Annotated in this window: 20 protein-coding genes; 9 read left to right on the top strand and 11 right to left on the bottom strand. The window is 38.0% G+C overall.

Annotation, left to right across the window (positions count from 1 at the left end):
- Positions 1-9: 9 nt before the first annotated feature.
- On the bottom strand, positions 10-810 hold the full coding sequence (locus KTI79_RS12590; RefSeq protein WP_086265752.1) for a hypothetical protein: 801 nt from the start codon (positions 808-810) through the stop codon (positions 10-12).
- A 585-nt stretch (positions 811-1,395) separates the two neighbouring features.
- Between KTI79_RS12590 and KTI79_RS12585 the strand changes: the two genes are divergently transcribed.
- Positions 1,396-1,704, top strand: coding sequence for a hypothetical protein (locus KTI79_RS12585; RefSeq protein ID WP_046811856.1), 309 nt, complete (start codon positions 1,396-1,398; stop codon positions 1,702-1,704).
- Positions 1,705-1,739: 35 nt separating this feature from the next.
- Positions 1,740-3,095, top strand: a complete 1,356-nt coding sequence (locus KTI79_RS12580; protein WP_086265753.1) for a S8 family peptidase — start codon at positions 1,740-1,742, stop codon at positions 3,093-3,095.
- 102 nt (positions 3,096-3,197) lie between these two features.
- On the opposite strand, the gene KTI79_RS12575 is transcribed toward KTI79_RS12580, so the two are convergent.
- The 3 genes from KTI79_RS12575 to KTI79_RS12565 all read right to left on the bottom strand — a co-directional run bounded on the left by KTI79_RS12575 (position 3,198) and on the right by KTI79_RS12565 (position 5,161).
- Complete coding sequence (locus KTI79_RS12575) at positions 3,198-3,632, bottom strand: hypothetical protein (RefSeq protein ID WP_068530122.1); 435 nt, start codon at positions 3,630-3,632, stop codon at positions 3,198-3,200.
- Between the two features lie 95 nt (positions 3,633-3,727).
- A complete protein-coding gene (locus KTI79_RS12570; RefSeq protein ID WP_017481690.1) occupies positions 3,728-4,147 on the bottom strand; it encodes a hypothetical protein in 420 nt (139 codons plus the stop codon).
- A gap of 147 nt (positions 4,148-4,294) precedes the next feature.
- Positions 4,295-5,161, bottom strand: coding sequence for a LysR family transcriptional regulator (locus KTI79_RS12565; protein WP_086265755.1), 867 nt, complete (start codon positions 5,159-5,161; stop codon positions 4,295-4,297).
- A 108-nt stretch (positions 5,162-5,269) separates the two neighbouring features.
- Between KTI79_RS12565 and KTI79_RS12560 the strand changes: the two genes are divergently transcribed.
- Entirely contained in the window at positions 5,270-6,172 is a 903-nt protein-coding gene (locus tag KTI79_RS12560; protein WP_086265756.1) for a DMT family transporter, read from the top strand.
- Positions 6,173-6,239: 67 nt separating this feature from the next.
- Complete coding sequence (locus KTI79_RS12555) at positions 6,240-6,524, top strand: YciI family protein (protein ID WP_086265757.1); 285 nt, start codon at positions 6,240-6,242, stop codon at positions 6,522-6,524.
- Positions 6,525-6,582: 58 nt separating this feature from the next.
- Here the strand turns inward: KTI79_RS12555 and KTI79_RS12550 are convergent, their stop codons facing one another.
- From KTI79_RS12550 to glyQ, 3 genes are all read right to left on the bottom strand, one after another.
- Positions 6,583-7,413 carry a hypothetical protein gene (locus tag KTI79_RS12550; protein ID WP_000793438.1) on the bottom strand — a complete coding sequence of 277 codons (831 nt, stop codon included), beginning with the start codon at positions 7,411-7,413 and terminating at the stop codon, positions 6,583-6,585.
- 223 nt (positions 7,414-7,636) lie between these two features.
- On the bottom strand, positions 7,637-9,706 hold the full coding sequence (glyS, locus tag KTI79_RS12545) for a glycine--tRNA ligase subunit beta (protein ID WP_086265758.1): 2,070 nt from the start codon (positions 9,704-9,706) through the stop codon (positions 7,637-7,639).
- A complete protein-coding gene (gene glyQ, locus KTI79_RS12540; protein WP_086265759.1) occupies positions 9,706-10,683 on the bottom strand; it encodes a glycine--tRNA ligase subunit alpha in 978 nt (325 codons plus the stop codon). Before glyQ ends, glyS begins: the two co-directional genes overlap by 1 nt.
- A 772-nt stretch (positions 10,684-11,455) precedes the next feature.
- On the opposite strand from glyQ, the gene KTI79_RS12535 reads away from it, so the two are divergent.
- From KTI79_RS12535 to KTI79_RS12525, 3 genes are all read left to right on the top strand, one after another.
- Positions 11,456-12,718, top strand: a complete 1,263-nt coding sequence (locus KTI79_RS12535) for a putative DNA modification/repair radical SAM protein (protein WP_086376069.1) — start codon at positions 11,456-11,458, stop codon at positions 12,716-12,718.
- 2 nt (positions 12,719-12,720) lie between these two features.
- Positions 12,721-13,518 (top strand): TIGR03915 family putative DNA repair protein, encoded by a 798-nt coding sequence (locus KTI79_RS12530; protein WP_086265760.1) that lies wholly within the window; start codon positions 12,721-12,723, stop codon positions 13,516-13,518.
- A gap of 132 nt (positions 13,519-13,650) precedes the next feature.
- A complete protein-coding gene (locus tag KTI79_RS12525) occupies positions 13,651-14,751 on the top strand; it encodes an HPP family protein (protein WP_086265761.1) in 1,101 nt (366 codons plus the stop codon).
- Between the two features lie 63 nt (positions 14,752-14,814).
- Here KTI79_RS12525 and KTI79_RS12520 read toward each other — a convergent pair whose 3' ends face one another.
- A complete protein-coding gene (locus KTI79_RS12520) occupies positions 14,815-15,069 on the bottom strand; it encodes a PspC domain-containing protein (protein ID WP_002116779.1) in 255 nt (84 codons plus the stop codon).
- A 248-nt stretch (positions 15,070-15,317) separates the two neighbouring features.
- Here KTI79_RS12520 and KTI79_RS12515 point away from each other — a divergent pair, with 248 nt between their 5' ends.
- The gene (locus KTI79_RS12515; protein ID WP_086265783.1) at positions 15,318-15,959 is read left to right on the top strand and encodes a hypothetical protein; all 642 of its coding nucleotides are present in this window, start codon (positions 15,318-15,320) and stop codon (positions 15,957-15,959) included.
- A gap of 67 nt (positions 15,960-16,026) precedes the next feature.
- Here the strand turns inward: KTI79_RS12515 and KTI79_RS12510 are convergent, their stop codons facing one another.
- Complete coding sequence (locus KTI79_RS12510) at positions 16,027-17,850, bottom strand: acyl-CoA dehydrogenase C-terminal domain-containing protein (RefSeq protein WP_064786488.1); 1,824 nt, start codon at positions 17,848-17,850, stop codon at positions 16,027-16,029.
- A gap of 257 nt (positions 17,851-18,107) precedes the next feature.
- Between KTI79_RS12510 and KTI79_RS12505 the strand changes: the two genes are divergently transcribed.
- On the top strand, positions 18,108-20,411 hold the full coding sequence (locus KTI79_RS12505; protein ID WP_086265762.1) for a hypothetical protein: 2,304 nt from the start codon (positions 18,108-18,110) through the stop codon (positions 20,409-20,411).
- Between the two features lie 44 nt (positions 20,412-20,455).
- Here the strand turns inward: KTI79_RS12505 and aroE are convergent, their stop codons facing one another.
- Together aroE and hemF are read right to left on the bottom strand one after the other, a co-directional pair.
- On the bottom strand, positions 20,456-21,244 hold the full coding sequence (gene aroE, locus KTI79_RS12500; protein ID WP_086265763.1) for a shikimate dehydrogenase: 789 nt from the start codon (positions 21,242-21,244) through the stop codon (positions 20,456-20,458).
- 179 nt (positions 21,245-21,423) lie between these two features.
- A complete protein-coding gene (gene hemF, locus KTI79_RS12495; protein WP_086265764.1) occupies positions 21,424-22,374 on the bottom strand; it encodes an oxygen-dependent coproporphyrinogen oxidase in 951 nt (316 codons plus the stop codon).
- Positions 22,375-22,412: the final 38 nt, after the last annotated feature.

Raw genomic sequence — 22,412 nt, 5'->3', positions numbered from 1 at the left:
TATAACGGATTAGTTATTACCGAAAAGACCTTTAACCCAAGATTTCTTTTCAGCTTTTTGTGTAGATGCTTGAGCACCAGCGTTTATATTTGCATTTGTGTTAACTCCAACAGGACCAACGTTAACACCAACATTTAAACCAGTTTGAGCATTAATTGCATGTGCTGGTTGAGCTGCATTTAACTTCGCTTGAGCATCTGCTTTTGTGTCAGCTACAAACTCTTTTTGCTCGGCTTGGTTTTGAGCTACACGAGTTTTTACAGTATCTACATGTGCTTGAGCATTAGCTTGTTTTTCAGCAGTAAATTCTTTTTGGTCTGCTTGTTTTTCTGCAACTTTAGCTTTTACAGCATCAACACTTGCTTTTGTATCAGCTTTCGCTTCAACTGCTAGATTTTTAGTACCGTTTGCAGCTTTAGTCGCTACATTTTTAGTACTTGTTACTGCTTCGGTAGCAAAATGTTTAGTACCGTTTGCAGCTTTAGTTGCTACATTTTTAGTACCTGTCGCAGCTTCGGCAGCAAAATGTTTAGTACCATTTGCAGCTTTAGAAGAAAGTTCAGTCACTTTTCCTGTTGTTTTTTTTGTAGCTTTAACTGTAGTGTCAGCCGCTACATGACCAGCATGCTTTGCTGTGCTACCCACAGTATGTGCAGTATTTTTGACTGTATTGGCTACGCCACTAACAAGACCACCCGGTTGTACATTTACTTGAGCAGAAGCACCTGCATTAACGCCCGCACTTTGTGCAAAAATAGAGGCAGAAGCAAGAACACTTGCAGTAACGATAGCTGTTTTCATCATTTTCATTGCGATATCCTTCAAAGAATATACCCTTTTAGTGAGGTATTTCATAAACGCAAACGAATCATAGCCAAGGAAATATGGGCTTGGGAACTAACTTCATCAAAATGTTACAACAGTGTTACGTTGAGTAAACAGACTAGGGATAAATTGTGAAGATTAATAAAAATTAATAATAAAGTGAAAAAGAACATTTATTTGTTAGATATTCTAATTAAGCTCGCTTGTCTTTCCTTTTTTAAAAAATATCCTTTAATTTTTTCTCTTTCGTTTTTTCCTGACTTGTTCTTTATATCTTTAAATGTGATGTGAATCTAATTATTTATTAGAGGAAACGGCATAATTATTGCTTATTATGAGAATGGAGTGCTTTTTTAGCACTTTTTTGAACCATCTTCTGCCAGAAATATAAATGTAAGGGCAGAACTGTATTTTTGCTTATTCGAGAAAAGGTACTTTGGCTTTTCTCAGGTTTGTATATTTCATGAAATAGAAATTTCACATGAAATATATTGAAAGAAATGGCACTTTATTTCGAATAATCAAAAATAAAAATAGATATCTATAAACAAAAAAACAGAGATATGACAGATGAAAATTATTGCTTCCCTTCTTGTATTGGTCGGCTTGGTCGCCGTTGTTCTCTATCTTAAGCCAACAAGTGGTGCATCTGATGTGTTCAATTCTGCTTTACATGAGTCGAATTCGCCACAACCAGACACCGCGTCCTTTCTTTCTAAACTTAAGGAGCCTACTCAACCTAAAAATCTATCTCAACATTCAACTCATCCTCAATCGGTATCAGCTGATACCGTCCCTTTTTATGACACAAAAAGTGATCTTTCTATTCAACCGATTGATCCAGAAAAAGATCCAGCAAATGAAATAAAAGCGAAATAAGCAAATTGTTAGTTGAAAAACTACGGAGAAAAATAATGCAAAGTAAAACGTTATTTCTATTAGGTCTATGTACAATATTAAGTACAACTGCATCCGCTCTTCCTTTGGACTCTAAAGGTGCTAAACAGCGGTTAAATCAAGCAGCAAAACAAAAAGTATTTCAGGGCAAAATCGATTTGGATGCCTTGGTTAATAATGATTCGAATGATTTAATCGTCGAATACAATATTCCTTCGGTGAGTGTGCCTTCCGGTTTAGAACGGCGGAGTTATATTGCAACAAATAAAAAGAATATACAGGCAAGGTTTAACCGTGCTGGTGGTGTACAAGTACTTCGGGACTACAATAATTTGCCTTTAGCTTTCTATCGAATTAGTAATCGCGAAGCTTTGGTGACTTTATTAAATGATCCAAATGTTAAAGCGGTTTATCCGAACCGTATTAACCAGACTACGACCAATGAAAGTTTACCTTTAATTAATCAACCACAAGCCAATACCAATGGTTTTACGGGCGAAGGCTCTAGTGTGGCGGTGATTGATACAGGTGTGAATTATCTTCACTCTGATTTTGGCTGTACGGCAGTAAATACACCATCAAACACATGTCGAGTGGTTTATTCATTTGATAGTGCACCAGATGATGGCGCTTTAGATGATGATGGGCATGGTAGTAATGTTTCAGGGATCGTATCTAAGGTTGCTACCAAGACCAAAATTATAGGCATTGATGTCTTTAGAAAAGTGAGATCCCAAGGTAAATGGGTAAGCACAGCTTATGATAGTGATATCCTCGCAGGGATTAACTGGGCTGTAAATAATGCACAAACCTATAATATTAAAGCAGTTAACTTGAGCCTTGGCGTACCGGGTGTTAAATATACCTCTGAGTGTAGTGATAGCAGTTATGGAACGGCATTTGCCAATGCACGAGCTGCTGGTGTGGTGCCTGTAGTCGCTTCAGGTAATGATGCATTTTCAGATGGCATCTCATCTCCTGCTTGTGTAGCTGGTGCAGTAAGAGTAGGTGCTGTTTATGATAGTAATATTGGTGGTGTGTCATGGGGGAACCCTGTGAAATGTTCGGACCCAACCACAGCGGCAGATAAGGTAGCGTGCTTTAGTAATGGTGGTAGTCTTGTGACCTTATTGGCACCGGGAGCAATGATCACGGCGGGTGGTTACACCATGGGTGGTACATCTCAAGCGACACCGCATGTAGCTGGCGCGATTGCTTTATTACGAGCGAATAGTGTGAGTCCGACAGAAAGTATTGATCAAACGATTAGTCGTTTAAAAACGACAGGTAAACCAATTACTGACCCAAGAACGGGATTGGTTTTCCCTCGTATTGATTTACTGGCAGCAACAAATGGTTTGACTATTAATTAAATAGCTTATTTATAATTTTTTAAATTAGGTCCAAGAAATTTATAAATGGCTATAACCCGTTGCAAAGGGTAACTTCTGCAACGGGCTTTTTATGTAAAAGTATTAATTACACTTTGCTAGATTTGCTGGATTAAAGTTGTTTTGGAGTTTCTTGAAATTATTCTGAATTTCTGGATCTTGAATATTAAATGTCGTTGAACTTTTGGTTGTAGAGTTGGTTGCCTGATTTAATATGCCTGATTCATCAGGATACTGCATAGTCGATGAGGTCGCTGAAATCAGACCATTATTATTAAAAGTCCAGTGCTCAGTTACATGTCCGCCCCCTAAATAGCCAGTAAATTCAATCATACAAGCCTGTTTATCTTGTTTAATGAGTTTGGCTACATTACCTGTGGTAGAGGGATAAGCCTCGATATTTGTATCTTGTTCTAAAACTTGTGCCTGAGAATAAGATGAAGAAGGAGGTGTAGAGGTCGCACATGCAGTTAATGCTAAGCAGCATAGTGTTGTAAAGAGGAGTTTTTGACTATTCATAAGGCAGATTCCCAACTTTCTTATAGTTAATGACATTATTTCTAGATGAATATCTGTGTTTATAAGAGCGCGAAGTTATCGCGCTATCCAAAAAATTAGTTAGCTGTTGTGCTCGATTTACTTAATTCACCTTGCTCGATCGGAATATTTTCACCATTTCGGCTACTGGTAATATTTTGTTTGGCTTGCTCTATTTTCTGTTCGGTAAATACTTTGGCGGTATCTGCTTTTTGTTGAACCACTTCTGCTTTTTCAGCAGTGAATTCTTTGGTATTTTGCCATTTCTCACTAATTTTATTCGATGTTTTTTCAGAAGCACCTTGAATAGAGTTTCCTAAATTTTGTATACCTTTGCCTGTTTTATACAACAGTACGCGCCCTAAGCTAGGATTGTCACCATAAGGTTGTGTTTTAGGTGTCGTTTCAACAACTTGCTGTGGCTGTGTTGTTTCTGCAAATAAGGTTGATGAAGCCAATATAGAACTTGCAACGCATAACACTTGTAAGGTTTTCATATGGATCAATCTCCCCAACCAGAATCAAAACATGAAGTGGTGATCTTACTGTTAAAAATAAAGCTTGTACTGCAATGAGATAAAACCCATACGATTTGATTACGATAAATCATCATTTAATAGCGCTAAACGAATCATTGCAATGATTCATAAACTAAATTCAGTCTTAATCAATTCTATAAACATGTCTCTGGCTTTATGGTTGCTCACATTTTTGTGCCAGAAAAAGTGATTTTGCATAAAGGCAAGATATTCAAATTTATAACTTTGGATATGAGCCAAATTCTTATATTGCTCATAAATACTTTTAGGCACTAAAGCTACCCCTGAGCCTGCACTGACACAGCCAATAATCGTGGCATAGCTGGTAATGCTGGTGATGGGAAGAGAGATGTTTTTAAGCTTAAGCCATTCTTCGAGAGCTGCGCGGTAAGGACAGCCTTCAGTCCACATAAAAATTTCTTTACCAATCAAATCTTCTTGGCAATGAATCTCTCCCAAAGAGTGAGATGCAATTAAGACCATATCTTCTTGGTAAATACTGAGTTGATTGAGCATTGGAAACTCAATATTACCCGCAACAATTGCACCATCAAGTTTATGTTGAGAAATATCGACTAGTAACTGTTTCCATGTGCCAGTAATAATTTGAATAGAAACTTCTGGAAAACGTTGATGATATTTCGCAAGTAAGTTTGGCAGACGAGTGGTAGCAGAAGATTCAATTGCTCCAATTTTTAATGGACCAGAAGGTGGGGCATCTGGATGAATGCTTCGTTTCGCTTCATCGCATAGCGCTAAAATTTTATGGCAATAATCTAGGAAAATTTCTCCTGATGGAGTGAGTTTTAAAGCTTTACCTTCACGATAAAATAAAGGTGCACCAAGCTCTTCTTCGAGTTGTTTAATCCGTGTCGTAATGTTGGAGGGTACACAGTGCAGTTGCATTGATGCCTTTGCCATTGTTCCGCATTCAACCACGGTTTGGAACATCTTTAATTGAGCGATATCCATGTTTTATCATTCACTTTTAATGAATATTAAACTCAATATAAGTTAATTTTATTGAATTATCCATGCGCATATGATGAAAGGGTTCCATTTCATTAGTGCAGATTTAACATGGCAATTTCTCTTGCTGCCGAAACTCAGCCTCCCGCATTTAAGCTCTATTTATGTATTGCTGTGACAGTCTTTTGCTGGGGCTATTCACCTATTGGTGTGCATAGTGCTTTGCATTCATATACCCCGCAGCACATTGCCTTACTTCGCTTTTTGATTGCATCGTTTTTTTTGCTGCTTTTGGTCATAAAAAAAGGCATTCAGCCTTTAAAGTGGAAAGATGCTCCTGCGCTTGGGGTGTTAGGATTTTTCTCCGTAACACTGCATCATTTGCTGATAAATACAGGGCAACAATATGTGACTGCGGTTGCCTCCAGCATTTTAAGTCAGTCTATTCCGTTATTTACCTTTATTATTTCAGCTTTAGTTTTTAAAGAGCAAATTCGGTTTAAACAATGGTTATGTATTTTGCTCGGTCTTTGTGGCGCCATTTTGGTAGTCAGTGGTGACCATGGTTTTGGTGTACCGAGCCCTTATAGTTTGTTGATTGTTTTAGCTGCAATTGCATGGGGTCTGTACTTTAATTTATATAAAAAATTTGCTTTAAATTATGATGCTTTGAGCATGATGTGCTACATCATCTGGTTCGGAACCATTCCTTTACTTTTTTATAGTGCTCATTTGCCTGATGAGATTTTACATGCCACTTGGCAAGCCAATATGTCGGTTGTCTTATTGGGTATTTTCCCAAGTGCGATGGCGTATGTACTTTGGGGCTATGTACTTAAAAATATGCCGTTAACGATTGCATCGAATTTTTTATATTGTTCGCCGATTGTCGCGATGAGTTTAGCCGTTGTTTTCTTAAATGAAAAACCATCAATGATGGTGCTGTTAGGTGGAGTGATTATTGTGGGGAGCTTGGTATGGATGAATTGGGGGAATAGGCGTACTATCGAATAAGCTATAGATAATTAAAGGATCTGTAGATTGATGTTATGTCATGTGCTGCTTACTTTAAGAGAATGAGATGATTGTTGTTACCCTGACTTATAAAAAAACATTAGCCGAAGTTGATGCTGTACTCAAAGAGCATATTGCTTTTTTAGATCATTACTATGAGCAGAAGAAATTTCTGGCATCGGGACGTCGAGAAAATAGAGTAGGCGGGGTAATTTTAGTTTTAAGCTCTTCGGTTCAAGAAGCTGAAGAAATCATGAAAAATGATCCGTTTTATATTCATGATGTGGCCAATTATGATTTTATGTGGTTTGAACCATCGAAAAGTTTAGAAGAAATTAAAGCATTTGTTTGATTACATTAGAGAACAACTTAAATTTAAGTAGTTCTCCAATGTATTTGGTTAATATTTATTATTGCTCAACAATATAAATACTATTTTCGAATACATCTCCTTTATTTGTTTTAACTACACCAACACATAAATTGTCAGGAGTTTGGATAAAAGAAACTAAGGATGTATCTGCATTAGTTTTACAGTTCTTTTGCTTGCTCTCATCAAATGCTTTTAAATTTAATTGATGTTGTAAATCTAAAGTGAATACTTGGCTAAGAGCGCTAAATGCTTGATCTGCTTTTTTCATAAATAATAAATTATTTTGAGCTTCCCATTCAGCTAAAGAAATACGATCCTTACTTACATAGTGATATAAGCGTTTTGTATCTGCATTATTGTCTGCCGCATTTTTAAATTGGGTCTTTAAACCAAAATTTACTTTTACAATTGGCTTTTCACGGAAAGAAAGACGTGAATAAGGCACAATTTTAACTTCAGATGCCTGATTTAAATCTAGTAATTTGATTGTAGGATCAGCTTTATTTTGGGTGAGGGAGTCAGTAATTTTTTGATGTATTAACTGGTCAAATTTAATAGGCTGATTGAGAGAGCTTTTTTCAATGGCTGAACTATTTGCATTTTTATCAATTGCCATTGCAACACCTACCCCAATAAGACCAAACATTCCAGAAACTGGGCTGGCAGAAGCATTACTTGAATCACCAACTAATATTTGGCTGTCTTTTATAAAGTAATCACCTGCACCTGATTCAGTCATTGAAGATAATTGTTCTGAAGAAACGGAAAGAGAGGTTTGTTTACCCGCAGCTGGATATTGAATCGATTTAGTCGTGGCACATCCAGTAAATAATAATGTCGATATGAGTAATAAATTTAAGTTTTTCATTGCAATGGTACTTTGTTAAGTTTGGTAATTATTTGTTTTAGTTTATTGAATTGTGGATAAAAAGTGAAGGAAGTAAATAATTCTTATTTATTAATTGGATGTAAAATAATCATTTATAATTATATTGAATGAAATTCTTCAATAAAAAACCATGTTTCCAACTAGAGTGAAAACATGGTTTTTATTAAAGCTTAATTATACAAAAATTAATTTTTATATAATTTTAACCCTGCAACACACTCACATCAGCCACTGCAGTAAACAAGCTACGCAACTGAGCCAATAAACGTAAACGGTTTGCTTTCAGGTCAGCATCATCTGCCATTACCATTACACAATCAAAGAATGCATCAATCGGTGCGCGAAGTGCTGCAAGCTTAGAGAGTGCGGCAGTGTAGTCTTTTGCTGCAAGTAATGGTTCAACCACAGGAGTCACTGCTTGAAGCTCGGCAAATAATGCTTTTTCAGCATCTTCAACCAAGTTCGCTTCAACTACAGAACCTTCTGATGCTGCTTCTTTTGCAAGAATATTAGCAACACGTTTGTTCGCAGCAGCAAGTGCAGCAGCTTCAGGTAATGTACGGAAGTGGTTAACAGCATTTACACGCTTGTCAAAATCGAGTGGAGATTTTGGTGCAAGTGCTTGAACCGCTTGAAGTACGTCAACAGCAACACCTTGGTCTTCATACTTAGCACGGTAACGACCTTCCAAGAATGCAACCGCGTCAGCGCGAGTTTTGTCGTGGTCTTTAACGATATCGCCATAACCTTGAAGTGCAAGATTCACTAACTCTTCAATTGTTACATCTAATTCATTTTCAATGATTAAACGTAAGATACCAATTGCTGAACGACGAAGTGCAAACGGGTCTTTAGAACCTGTAGGCGCTTGTCCAATACCGAAAATACCAACAAGCGTATCTAAACGGTCAGCAAGGGCAATGGTTGTACCTGTTTTGGTTTTAGGTAAAACATCACCAGCAAATTTTGGTAAATATTGCTCACCTAAAGCTTCTGAAACTTCAGTGTTTTCACCTTCAATACGTGCGTAGTAAGTACCCGCAATACCTTGAAGTTCTGGGAATTCACCAACAAGCTCAGAGGTTAAGTCGCATTTAGCAAGTAATGCAGCTTTTTCAGCATCGGCTGGGTTTGCACCAGTGATTGAAGATAATGCAACCGCAAGTTTTGCAATACGTGTTGATTTGTCCCAAAGCGTACCAAGCTGTGCTTGGAATACCATGTTTGCTAATTTTTCTTTACGAGATGCAAGCGGTTGCTTTTGATCTTGTAAGAAGAAGAACTCAGCATCAGACAAACGAGGGCGAACAACTTTTTCGTTACCTTCAATAATTTGAGTCGGATCTTTAGACTCAATATTTGAAACAGTAATAAAGTAAGGCTGTAATTTACCTTCTGCATTGATCAAACAGAAATACTTCTGGTTGTCTTGCATTGTCGTAATAAGAGCTTCTTGAGGAACAGCTAAGTAGCGTTCTTCAAAAGTTGCACGTAAAGCTACAGGCCATTCAACGAGGCTTGTTACTTCATCAAGTAAGTCAGTTGGAACAATCGCAGTCGCGTTAACTTCATCAGCTAACTTTTTCACTTGTTCTTGAATGGTTGCTTGACGTTTTTCAAAGTTCGCAACAACGTAAGCTTTTTCTAAAGCAGCTAAATAGTCATTTGCATGCGCTAAAGTCACTGCTTCTGGTGCGTGGAAACGGTGACCATAAGTCACATTACCAGCTTTGTGATCTTGAATAGTTGCGTCAACAATTTGGTCGTCTTTGAGTAAAAGAACCCATTTAACCGGACGCACAAACTCGGTACGGCTTGCAGCAGAACGCATACGCTTAGCAATTGGTAAATTGTCTAATGCAGTTTGTAAAATTTGTGGAAGTAAAGCGTCAAGACTTTGACCTTTCACATCTTTTAAATAGCAAACTTTTTCAACTTTACCAGCTTGGAAAGTAGAAAGCTGGTCTACAGTAATTCCTTGACCACGCATAAAGCCTTCGAGTGCTTTAGTCGGGTTGCCTTCTGCATCGTAAGCTGCTTGAACTGCAGGGCCGTCAAAACGTTTTTGTGTATCAGCTTGTGCAGCATCGATGTCGACAATTTTGAGCGCTAAACGACGTGGAGCTGCATAAGCTTCAATTGATGCGAAGTTTAAACCAGCATCTTTTAAGCCTTTTACCGTTTCTGCCTGTAATGCATCACGTAAAGTTTTTAAGCTTTTTGGTGGAAGCTCTTCACAGCCAAGTTCGAATAAAACAGTATGTTTGCTCATTAGTTTTTCTCCGCCTTTGCTGCTTCACTTTCAGCTTGTGCTTTTAGCTGTGCCAATACTTCATCACGTAGGTGTGATTCTGCCATTGGGAAGCCAAGTTCTGCACGCGCTTGTACATAACTTTGTGCAATAGCACGCGCTAAAGTACGTACACGTAAAATGTAACGTTGACGCTCAGTCACAGAAATTGCACCACGTGCATCAAGCAAGTTAAAGGTATGAGAAGCTTTAACGACTTGCTCATAAGCAGGAAGAGAAAGTTTTGCTTCAATTAAACGGTTTGCTTCTGATTCGTAAAAATCAAACAGTTCAAATAGCTTTTCAACTGGAGCGTATTCAAAATTATAAGTCGATTGTTCAACTTCATTTTGATGGAATACGTCACCGTAAGTTACAGTACCAAATTGGCCTTTGGTCCAAACAAGGTCATAAACCGAGTCAACACCTTGAAGGTACATTGCAAGACGTTCTAAACCGTAAGTGATTTCGCCTGTTACTGGGTAACATTCGACACCACCGACTTGTTGGAAGTAAGTGAACTGAGTTACTTCCATACCGTTAAGCCAAACTTCCCAACCTAAGCCCCAAGCACCTAGCGTTGGAGATTCCCAGTTGTCTTCTACGAAACGGATGTCGTGAGTAAGCGTATCAATCCCGATTGCTTTTAAAGAATCGAGATAAAGCTGTTGGATGTTGTCTGGATTTGGCTTAAGTACCACTTGGAACTGGTAGTAGTGTTGCAAACGGTTCGGGTTTTCACCATAGCGGCCATCTTTTGGACGACGTGAAGGTTGAACGTATGCAGCATTCCAAGTTTCAGGCCCTAAAGCACGTAAGAATGTTGCGGTGTGGAATGTTCCAGCGCCCATTTCCATGTCGTACGGTTGTAGTACGACGCAGCCTTGTTCGGCCCAATAGTTTTGTAGGGCAAGAATTAAACCCTGAAATGTATCAATATGCGATATAGCACGACTCATGGTGCATCCACTGGAATCAAACAAAAATTGTGGTTAAGTATAAGGATTTTGGTGGTGAGTGGCAAAGGCTAGTTGGGGAATTACGTCCCGTTTTTTAAATGCTGTTTGAGATCTGCTCTGAGCAGTAATATCCAATAGATGACAGCATAGATCAACGAAAATGGACCTAATACATAGAAGAATTCAATCACAAAGAATTCAAACTGTTCTAGTGGTGCGAATATCAACATAAGTAAGGTTGGAATGACGTACGTAAGAAACAGCGCGCTTAGAATGACGGTAAAAAAATTAATACGATGATACCTATGTAATTTAAGTTGAACAAAAATGGCAGGAAAAAATACGAAGATGTAGTAGATAAGGAGTAAGAATCCAATAAATAATCCGAATTGAAAGATGAATTTAAAATCAGGCAGTTCAAATCTAATAATGTTGGGGTAAAACATAAAAATAAGAAAAAAGATATAAATAGTGATGGAAGCATAGAGAGGTGTAGTCAATGACAAACATCTCCAAATTTGATCTTCATTTACATTTAAATTACGAATGAGAAGTTTAAAAAAAGAAAAAATGGGATTCAGCATTGGTGTTGTACCCATACAAAAAAGCGAACCTCTTTTTATATCACAGCTTATCTGCTCAATTGCGATATTCCGTTTTATTTTTCGGGGGATTGTCACGTCACCTTATGACGCCGAGCGTACTTCACTGGATTAAATTTAAGAATGCAAAATGATATTTTTTAAACGATGCCATAAATGAGTCGTTTGATATGTCTGATCGCATTCGAGAAAAACTACAGATTCTTACCGATGCTGCTAAATATGATGTGTCTTGTTCATCAAGTGGCAGTGACCGTAAAAACAAAGATAAAGGTCTAGGTGATGCCAGCCATTCGGGTATTTGTCATAGCTATACTGAAGATGGCCGCTGTGTATCTCTCTTAAAAATTCTATTTAGTAATGTATGTATTTTTGACTGCGCCTATTGTGTTTCACGCCGTTCTAATGATGTCCAGCGTGCAGCATTTACCGTACAAGAAGTCGTAGACTTAACCATTAATTTTTACCGCCGTAATTATATTGAAGGCTTATTTTTAAGCTCTGGCATTTTTAAATCGGCAGATCATACGATGGAGCGTATGCTTCAAGTCGTAAAGAAGCTGCGCCTTGAAGAAAACTTTAATGGCTATATTCACCTAAAAACGATTCCAGGAGCATCGCCTGAACTGATTCATGAAGCAGGTTTATATGCTGACCGCATGAGTATTAATTTAGAGATGCCGACCGAAATTGGGCTAAAAACTTTTGCCCCAGAAAAATCACATCAGGAAGTGCAAAAAGATTTAGGATTAGTGCGTGACAGGCTGATTCAGCTTAAAGATGAGCGACAAATCATTAAGCATGTCCCAAAGTATGTGCCAGCAGGGCAGACCACACAAATGGTAGTGGGGGCCCATCAAGAGTCAGACCAAGATGTCTTGTTTATGGCAGACAAGCATTACAAAGAATTTAAACTCAAACGCGTCTATTTTTCTGGTTATATCCCAATTAATACCGAAAATAATTACTTGCCAGCAGTGGGTTCTGCACCGCCATTACTACGGGAAAACCGACTCTATCAAAGCGATTGGCTAATGCGTTTTTACGGTTTTGAAGTTAATGAAATTGTCAATGAAAAACACCCAAACTTAGACCTTGATGTAGACCCGAAATTAAGCTGGGCTTTAAGGCATCCTGAAAAGTTTCCAGTAGATTTAAATCGTGCCGATTATCAAATGATTTTGCGTGTGCCGGGCATTGGGGTGAAATCGGCCAAGAAAATTGTACAGGCTCGTCGTTTTGGAAAAATCCATATCGATTTATTAAAAAAACTCGGCGTAGCCTATCAGCGTGCAAAATTCTTTATTCGCTGCGAAGACAGTCCAAAATTCCAAAAAGAACTATCATCAAGTTTTATTCGGCAGCAGATTTTAACGCAGGGATCTTCGAAATATGTGCAGCAACTCTCGCCACAATTAAGCCTTGGGTTTTAGCAATGTTTAATGATGAAGTGGCTTACTATTTTGATGGTTCAATGGTTGGGCTGCTGAGCTGTGTTTTTCGTGCATTTCAATTTAAAGAATTACAGGTCAGGCTCTGTTTGAATAATGTAGCTCAACATGGCTTATTTGCCGATAAAATTGAGGTTGCAAATAACGAGCAGCATGCTGAGCGTGTGTGGTCAGCGCTACAAAAAAAGCTTTCACCATCTTCGTTAAAACAATTTTATTTTGCCTCTTTATCTGAATCTTTAGACGCCTATCAGCACTTATTTGATTATTGTATCTATGTGTTTACTAGCCATGTTTCCATTGAAAAAGATTATTCAAATCCTAGTGTTTTAGCGATTGCGCAGTGGACGAAAAAGGTCGGGCGAGAGAAGCATCGGATGGAAGCTTTTATTCGGTTTAAGAAAACTAAAGATGAGCTTTTTTTAAGTTTAGTACGTCCCGATTTTAATGTTTTACCGCTTATTCAGCCTCATTTTAAACGGCGTTATCAAGATCAACGTTGGCTTATTTATGATGAACAACGCAAGTTTGGAATCTATTATGATTTACGTGAAATACATGAAGTTTCATTAGAAGCCTCGGATGTTGATCGTAATTTAAAAAATGGAATGAGCCAAAGCTTTCAGCTTGAGCTTGATGAGCAGGAAGTTTTATATGATCAGCTTTGGAAGGATTATTTTAAGAGCGTAAATATTACTGAACGGCAAAATATAAAACTTCATGTGCAATATTTGCCGAAGCGTTATTGGCGTTATTTAAATGAAAAATTGATTGAATATTAAAGTATTAGAATAGTAAGAATAGGTTTAATAAGTTTTCTGATAGTTAAAAGGTATAATTTAAATGCACTTTATGTGTCTTTGGGCGTATACTTTTGCCCGTTATAAATAACGGCATATCCCCTAAGGTGTACTGTGAGTGTTATACAGCCAGAATGGTTACAGATTTTAAAGCCAAATTTTAAGGTTCTACCATTAAAAGAACGATTACTTTGCGGAATTGGAGCTTTGTGTGGTTTAGCAATTTCCTCCTTAATTAGCTGGTATGTTCTGGGTGGAATTAATGCATGGTACATCGCCCCAATGGGTGCCTCATCTGTTCTATTGTTTGCTGTGCCGACTAGTCCTTTGGCCCAACCATGGAATGTGATTGTTGGTAATACGTTAGCCGGAATTATTGGTGTAGCCTGTGCACAGTGGATTCCTGATTTAACTACAGCTTTTAGTGTCGCGGTAGGTTTTGCCATATTTTTAATGATGACCACTGACTCTTTGCACCCACCGAGTGGAGCGGTTGCGATTACAGCAGTACTAGGTGGAGCCACAATTCATAAGTTGGGCTTTTACTTTATTTTTTATCCAGTTTTACTCAATTCGTTACTTCTACTTGGGTTTGCTGTTTTCTTTAATCGATTGATTGGGCGACATTATCCGGTTACCGCGCATTTAAATGAGCGAAGTAAGGACCCAACGCCAACTCAAAAAGTATCGATTCAGCCGAAAGATATTGAGTATGCATTAGGGCATCACACTGAACTTTTAGATATTAGCCAATATGATTTAGAAAAAATCATTTTAGAAGCTCAGGAACATGCCAATGAGCGTATGGTAAATCAATATATCTGTCAGGATATTATGAGTCGTGATGTGATTAAACTACATGAAGATGATGATATTCATCAGGCACTCGATAAGTTTAAACAAGTGAACTTAATGAGCCTACCTGTAGTAAATGCAGAAAACCATTTGGTCGGAACTTTAGCGTTATATGAAGTCGTAGAGTGGTTTAAAGGTGCAGCCGACCCAAGGAATTCTTGGCAGCATTATGTAAAACAAATTATGAGCCGTAGGGTGGTTACCGTACTGCCAACTCAACCTATTCAAGATTTGGTGCCATACTTTGTTGAAAAGTCTTTTAATTACATTCCTGTTGTTGAAGATCGTAAGCTTATAGGAATGATTAGCCGTGCAGATATGATTGCTGCATTGCAGCAACAGTTAAATCGAAAGCTATAATTTCTAGAATAAAAAAAGCTACGGTTGATTAGGGGATGCAACCGTAGCGACCAAAGTTATGAATTAACGTACTTGTTCTTCATTTACTGTTCGGACGGATTGTCGATAGCCTTCAATATGTTCTGGCTGTTTTTTAGGAATCACTAACCATAAAACCAGATAAACTAAAATTCCTGGAAAGGCAGCACTCATAATTGAGATCAAAACAAAAATGACACGTAGTAAAGTTACGTTCCAACCAAAACGTTCAGCAATACCACCCATTACACCGGCGATCATGCTGTGTCGGTTCGAGCGATATAAACCAGAACTGGCCATCTAATTCTCCTTAAAGATAAAAGTTACAAGAAGCTATTACTCTTGCTTAATAAAAATATGGAGACGAAATAACGGGTTTAAAGTCCTTTAAAAAGTAAAATAGTTAAAATATGTAAAGGATTGAAATGAACGAAACTAACATCTACTAAAATGCACCCTTTCAGGGCTTAAGAGTTTAAAGCGGCAATCAGCTAATACTTGATTTGAATCGTAAATGTAGCTGTAGCTGTTATCTGTGAATAATGTATATGTCTTTGAAGTGGTCTCGTTTTTCAGTTAAGCATGTGGTTGTAGTGGCTGCGATGTGCATGACACTCAGTGCTTGCGATATAAACCATACCAATTCAAAAGATCACTCAACTACAAGTTCTAATCATGAAGAAAACTTAATAAAAAGTAGTACGTCTATAAAAACATTGGATTATGTCGCTGGACGAACTTTTTTACCTGAAGATACCTCAGATCAAACCCAAAAATTAAATGCAACTTCATTGCAATATGTAGGGCGATATCACACTCGTATTTCATGCGAGGATGCTTTTGCTGATTGTGAATCAGGCGAAGCAGAATACATTTTAAATTTATTACCAAATGGGTCAGCTTATTGGAATGTTGTCCATTTTGGTCGTGTGGGAAGTAAGGACGGTGCTAAAAGTGCCGCTGTAAATCAGTTATGTCCTACTCTAAATTGGAAAGTAGATGAAAAAGAGCGCGAGCTAACAATTCAATGTCCATTATCTAAAGTTAATTTTTATTTTAATCTTGATTCAAATAAAAAATTGGTCACGAATTTAGAAAAATTACTGTATAGCGACTATGGAAAAAATCGTGAGTTTTTAGAGCAAAACTATTTTGTTCCAAATCAGGCTTATGTTTTAACTAAAGAATAGATACCTCTTTATATGAAAAGAGCGCAATTTATATTGCGCTCTTTTTCGTTTCACTATTTAACAATGATTAGTAATCGAAGCTAAAGTGTTCCACTGGTAATGATGTTAATGTGCGAGATGTAGTCACCATTGATTCTGCATGACCTTGAGCACGCGGTAATAAACGGTCGAAGTAGAAATCAGCAACTTTGATTTTTGCTTTATAGAATTCAGCAGTTTCTTGGCCGTTACCTGCTTCTAATTTCTCAGAAGCAACCACAGCTTGTTGAGCCCAGAAATAAGCCATCATCACGTAGCCTGAGAACATCAAGAAATCTACAGAAGCAGAAGATACGATGTCACGGTCTTTACGTGCAGCAAGCATGATACGAACTGTTAAAGTGTTCCACTGAGCACAAAGTTTAGTTAAGTCCCAAGCAAAACGACGTAAATATTTATTACGTGCATGTGCAGCACAGAATTTTAAGATTTCAGCAGTGTATTCACGAACTACTTTACCTTTTGAACTTAACAACACTTTACGGCCAATCAAGTCGAGTGCTTGAACGCCAGTTGTTCCTTCATACAAGGTCGCAATACGTGCATCACGTGCAATTTGCTCCATACCCCATTCTTTAATGTAGCCATGGCCACCGTAAACTTGCATACCGTGGTTAGCAGCTTCTAAACCAAGTTCAGTTAAGAAACCTTTTAAAATTGGTGTATAGAAACCAAGTTTATCATCGTAGTCTTCAAAAGCAGCTTGATCACCACGTGCTAAAGCGTCTGTCATTTTGTCAGCGATTTGAGCAGCGTAGTAAATCATAGAACGACCGCCTTCAGCGATTGCTTTTTGAGTTAACAACATACGGCGTACGTCTGCATGGTGAATAATTGCATCAGCAACTTTATCTGGATCTTTTTTACCAGAAAGCGCACGCATTGACATACGATCTTTGGCATATGGTAATGCGCCTTGGAACGATAACTCAGCGTGTGCAATACCTTGAACAGCAGTACCAATACGTGCTGTATTCATGAAGGTAAACATTGCATGTAGGCCTTTGTTCACTTCACCGATTAAATAACCAGTTGCATTATCAAAGTTGAGTACCGCAGTTGCAGATGCACGGATTCCCATTTTGTGTTCGATTGAACCACAAGCCACTGTATTACGCTCACCAACACCTCCATCAGCTGTAGGCATGAATTTTGGTACGATGAATAATGAGATACCACGAGTACCAGCAGGTGCATCTGGAAGACGTGCGAGTACGATGTGAATGATGTTTTCAGTTAGATCGTGTTCACCAGCAGAAATGAAGATTTTTGTACCAGTGATTTTATAAGTACCATCTGCTTGAGGTTCAGCTTTAGTTTTTACCTGTCCTAAGTCTGTACCACATTGAGGTTCGGTTAAGCACATTGTGCCGCTCCAAGTACCTTCAACAAGCTTAGGCATATATGTTTGTTTTTGCTCATCAGTACCGAATTGCAAAATAGTATTCATACAACCAGAGCTTAAACCTGGGTACATGGTAAATGACCAGTTTGCAGTACCCATCATCTCTGATTTAATCAGATTTAAAGACATTGGAAGGCCTTGACCACCAAATTCTTCTGGGTAAGAAAGACCTTGCCAACCGCCCATTACGAATTGGTCATAAGCTTCTTTAAAGCCTTTAGGAGTAGTTACTTCGCCGTTGTCAAAATGGCAACCTTCTTCATCACCAGATTGGTTAAGTGGCGACAATACGTTTTCACAATAATCTGCCGCACCTTCAAGAATCATATCTACTGTATCAGGATCTGCATTTTCACCGTTCGATAAAGTTTTGTAGTGGGCAGGATAGTCTAGTACTTCATTCATTAAGAAGCGGATATCGTGTAGCGGAGCTTTATATGCTGGCATGGCTTTAATCCTAATTTTGAATCATTGTGGGATTATCTGAATCGATGATTTGATTATTCACTCGCATGATAAAAATACAATGTTAATCGCACCCGAAAGAAATGTCAGAAAAGCGAATTTTGTCGAAAATAAATACACCTGAAATTATAATTTCTGCTAAAGTCGGGACTTATACTTTTATGTGAAAAAACAACTAATTTTCTTATTTTTAGCAAGTTTTGTTAAAAAGATAAAGCGATAAGGTTTTAAAAAAGGTTATGCATTTAAAATATCTCAGTTTATGTTTATTTAGTTTGGGCTTGACCGCATGTACACAACACAACGTGCGTCCACAGGTGGCATCTGCGAGTTTAGAGCAAAAAGCTATTCAAAGTGTTAATGCGATGTATGAATACCCGAGTTATGATTATCGCGGAAACTTTAAAATTACCGTTGATCCCTCACAACTAAAACAAAATGTAAAAGCTGAGAATACTTCTAAGTTAGATGCTGAATTACAGAAGAAAGTTGATCAATATTTACGTGAGCAAAAAGTTGCCTTAAGTCGGGCGCAGAAACAAACCTTATATGCAGCGATTGCAAATGAACAAGGTGATTTGGGACTGACTTCATCTGCACGTTCTGAAAAAATTAATGCCGTATTATTTAATTTGTTAAATGATTTGCAGTTTAGTTATGACGGCTCAATACATTATCGTCAAAAAATGGGTTCATTTAATTTAACTGCCAAATATGAAAAACCGACACTTTTAGTTCAGGCAAAATTGCCAATGGTGCTTGACCTTGAGAATTATAAGTTTTACATAAATTATTTTGGTTTGATGCCATATCTGGTCAATAAAGATAATCAAAATAATTTGGCCTATATTGATTTCTCAAAATATAAAGCCTTCTTTAAAAATGTCGATATGAAAAAGTTTATTGAATATCTTAAAGCTTCAAGTGCTGTTTCATACCGATTAGCTGAACCGCAAAACTTACAACGTGTATCGTTGACTGAGGCTGATCGTAAAGCGGGTGCGGTTGAAAAAATTCGTTTAAAAACGACGGTTGAGCAATTGCTTTTAGAAGTAGATTTGTACGGGCAAGTCAATGAAAAATATCTTCAAAAAATTGTTTTAGGTGTTGATGAGGAAAAACTTGCTGAAACGCTTGCCGCAGAGATTGCTTCTTCTGATGCGAAAAAAGGCATTGCTGGTAAAGAAAAACAAAAAGTTTCTTCTGATGATGCCGCTGCTGTTAGTCAACAGTTGTACTCACTTGTTAATGCTCATTTAGGTAATACCTCTACTTCTGAAGATGAAGAAGTAGAATCTGCTTCTAGTGAAGAGGCGGGTGATGTGGCTGTAGCAGAGGCTGAACAAACTTCAGAAAATGAAGAAGTAGTTGCACTGTCTGAAGATCAATGTATTGAATTAAAATCACTTAAAAAACCAGTCGCTTTAGGTGATATTAATTATTGTCAGATCTACGGTATTGATGTGCTAGATCAGAGCGATACAAGTATCCAAAAAGCGCAAATCAAGTCTCGTCAGGACGCTTTAAAGCAAACTTTTGAAGCTTATAACCAAAACCAGTTTATTAATGATGAAGCATTTAAAACTCTTTGGTTAAAACATAAGGACGAAATTGAACAAGCTTTACCGAAGCAAAGAAACCCTATCACAATTGATGTAGCTTTAGATGACAAAGGCCGTGCAGTTAATATGGACTACGATGTCGATTATACGCCAGCTGAGTTTAAGCACCGCTTTAATATTAAAGCAGATATGCAAATTCTCAATTATGGGAAAGCGACTTCAATTGATCAGCAGCAGCTTAAACAAGCTAAGTCTGTAGCTGAAGCAAGTAAAGGTTCTATGCTTGAAAACTTTATTAAAGGTTTTGGCGAAAAGCTTGGGCAAAGTGATGTTTCAGAGCATCCTGTGGGCATCCATAGCGATGTGCAAGATTTAGATGCAAATCTGGCTGTGCTTGCAGATAAAACTTATGATGCAACGCATACTTATGACAAAACTTATAAGGCTGTGTTTATTGCAAAATTAACTGCCGAAAAACCGTCATATATTAATTATTATTCAGTTCAACAGTTGCAAGAAATTGCCGAGGTTTATGCTTACTGGTTCTCTGAAGAGGAAACCTATAACCCACAAGGTAAAGCTTTAGAACGTATTGAGGCGTTGCAGAAAAAGCATCATCTTGAGCAAGAAGACCAATTTGATAATGACTTAGGCCGAGCTGTGGACCATATTGTGATCACAACAATACAAGGTGAAGCTGGGCGTGAAGCATGGCAAAAACTACAGAAACAATATAAGCAACCTGAACAGCTTTTCTCAAAACAGTATCAATTAGAGTTTGAAAAACAAAATGGTACTTCTGATGAAGAAAAACATTTGTTGTCAGAAACAGCTGATATTTTAGGTAAAGTTTATGTCGCTGCTCGCAAACAGCAACTTACGGAAAAAACAATTCAGAATTTAAAACCTGAACATAATGAATTTATTGATTATGAGATTTTCCGAGATGTTTATAAACAGATGGTTGCAGCTAAAAAATAATAGCTGAGATAAAAAGAACCTACTTAAGTAGGTTCTTTTTTGACTTATAGAAAATCTTTTAATTCTGGCTTTACGCCATTCCAAATATAGAAAGCTTCAATGGCCTGACCAACGAGCATGCCAAAACCTTCCGCATAAGGTACATTGCGCTGTTTGGCTTGATCAAGAAAGCTAGATGGCTTGCCGTAGGCCATCTCATAGGCATATTTGAACTCTAAATTTTCTGGTAGTTGTAATGCATCACCAGATAGGCTTGCAGAAGTTGCATTAATTACAATATCAAATTTCCCTTCTAGCTCATTTAGAGAAATTGCTTGTAATTGAGCTTGTGGGACTGCTGCTTTTAAGTCATCTACAAGTTGATCAGCACGAGCAATAGTCCGGTTTGCAATCACAATCTTTTTAGCGCCAGCCTGCACAAGCGGGTAAATAACACCACGAGTTGCACCACCAGCACCTAAAATTAAAATAGTTGTATTTTCTAGGTTCCAATCTAAAGCTTGAATTGCGGCAACTAAGCCTTGGCCATCTGTATTGTCACCATGCAATTTGCCATTTTCCATCCAAAGTGTATTTACAGCTTTGGCAATTTGAGCACGTTCAGTCAGCACATCACACAAAGCAAACGCCTGTTCTTTGAACGGTACGGTAACGTTCATGCCACTCCCGCCATTTTCAAAGAAACTACGCATACTCGGCTCAAAACCATCAAGAGGCGCGAGACGTTTTTGGTAGTCTAGGTCAACACCTGTTTTTTGAGCGAAAGCATGATGCAATTCAGGAGAGCGTGATTGTTCGATGGGGTTGCCAATTACTGCAAACTGTTTGGTCATTCTTATATCCAAAATTTTAAAATGGCATGAGGCAGATAAAGTCTGTACTGAATTTTCAGCAGGCCTCACTATAAGCCAAATTTTAATAAGAAAAAATATTTGAATGAGATTCAGAAAATTGAAAATAAAAAAGGAGATTCTTTAGGGTGGAAGCCAAAGAATCTCCGAAAAGCAAAAAATTAAGCAACTTTTTCTTTTAGGTTTAACCAATCACGTGGTTTTAAGTAATAGTCGGTTAAACGTTTCTCTGGTGAGTCTTCATCCCATTCTGGACGATATGACCAAGCTGCAAGATTAGGCAGGCTGACTAAAATAGACTCAATACGTCCACCTGTTTGTAAGCCAAACAATGTTCCGCGGTCATAGACTAAATTATATTCGACATAACGACCACGACGGTAAAGCTGGAACTCTCGTTGAGCTTCGGTATAAGGCTGTTCACGATGTTTTTCAAAAATTGGCAGAATGGCATTTAAATAACTATTGCCTACAGCTTGGATATATTTAAAGCAGGTTTCGAAATCCCAGCAATTTAAATCATCAAAGAATAAACCACCGACACCACGCTGTTCATCTCGATGTTTTAGATAGAAATAGTCATCACACCATTTTTTATGTTCAGCGTAGACATTGTCACCAAAAGGCTGGCATAGGTCATATGCGGCTTGATGCCAGTCGATAACATCCTGTTCATCTGGATAGAACGGTGTTAAGTCAAAACCACCGCCAAACCACCAAATTGGATCTTGTCCTTCAGGCTCTGCAACGAATAAACGTACATTGGCATGGGAGGTTGGAATATTCGGGTTTTTAGGGTGAATGACTAATGACACACCAAGCGCTTGTGCTTTAGCACCAGCAATTTGAGGATGTCTTTCTGTAGCAGAAGCGGGCAGTTTACTAATGTTGATGTGAGAAAACATCACACCACCTTTTTCAATCACGGTGCCATTTTGTAAAACTCGTGAACGACCACCACCACCTTCTGGACGTTCCCAATCATCAATAATGAATTCACCCGTACCACCGCCAGCTTTTTCTTGTTGTTCTAAACCAGCACAAATACGGGCTTGTAAATCGAGGAGAAATTCGCGGACACGTTGAATATCTGTTGAAGTCGGATGTTGCATAGTGACCCTCAAAGATGATTGAGATAGGAGATAGATAC

Source organism: Acinetobacter sp. WU_MDCI_Abxd143, from assembly GCF_025514195.1.
Taxonomy (GTDB): Bacteria; Pseudomonadota; Gammaproteobacteria; order Pseudomonadales; family Moraxellaceae; genus Acinetobacter; species Acinetobacter pittii_H.
This window is presented reverse-complemented; position numbering and strand designations above follow the sequence as displayed.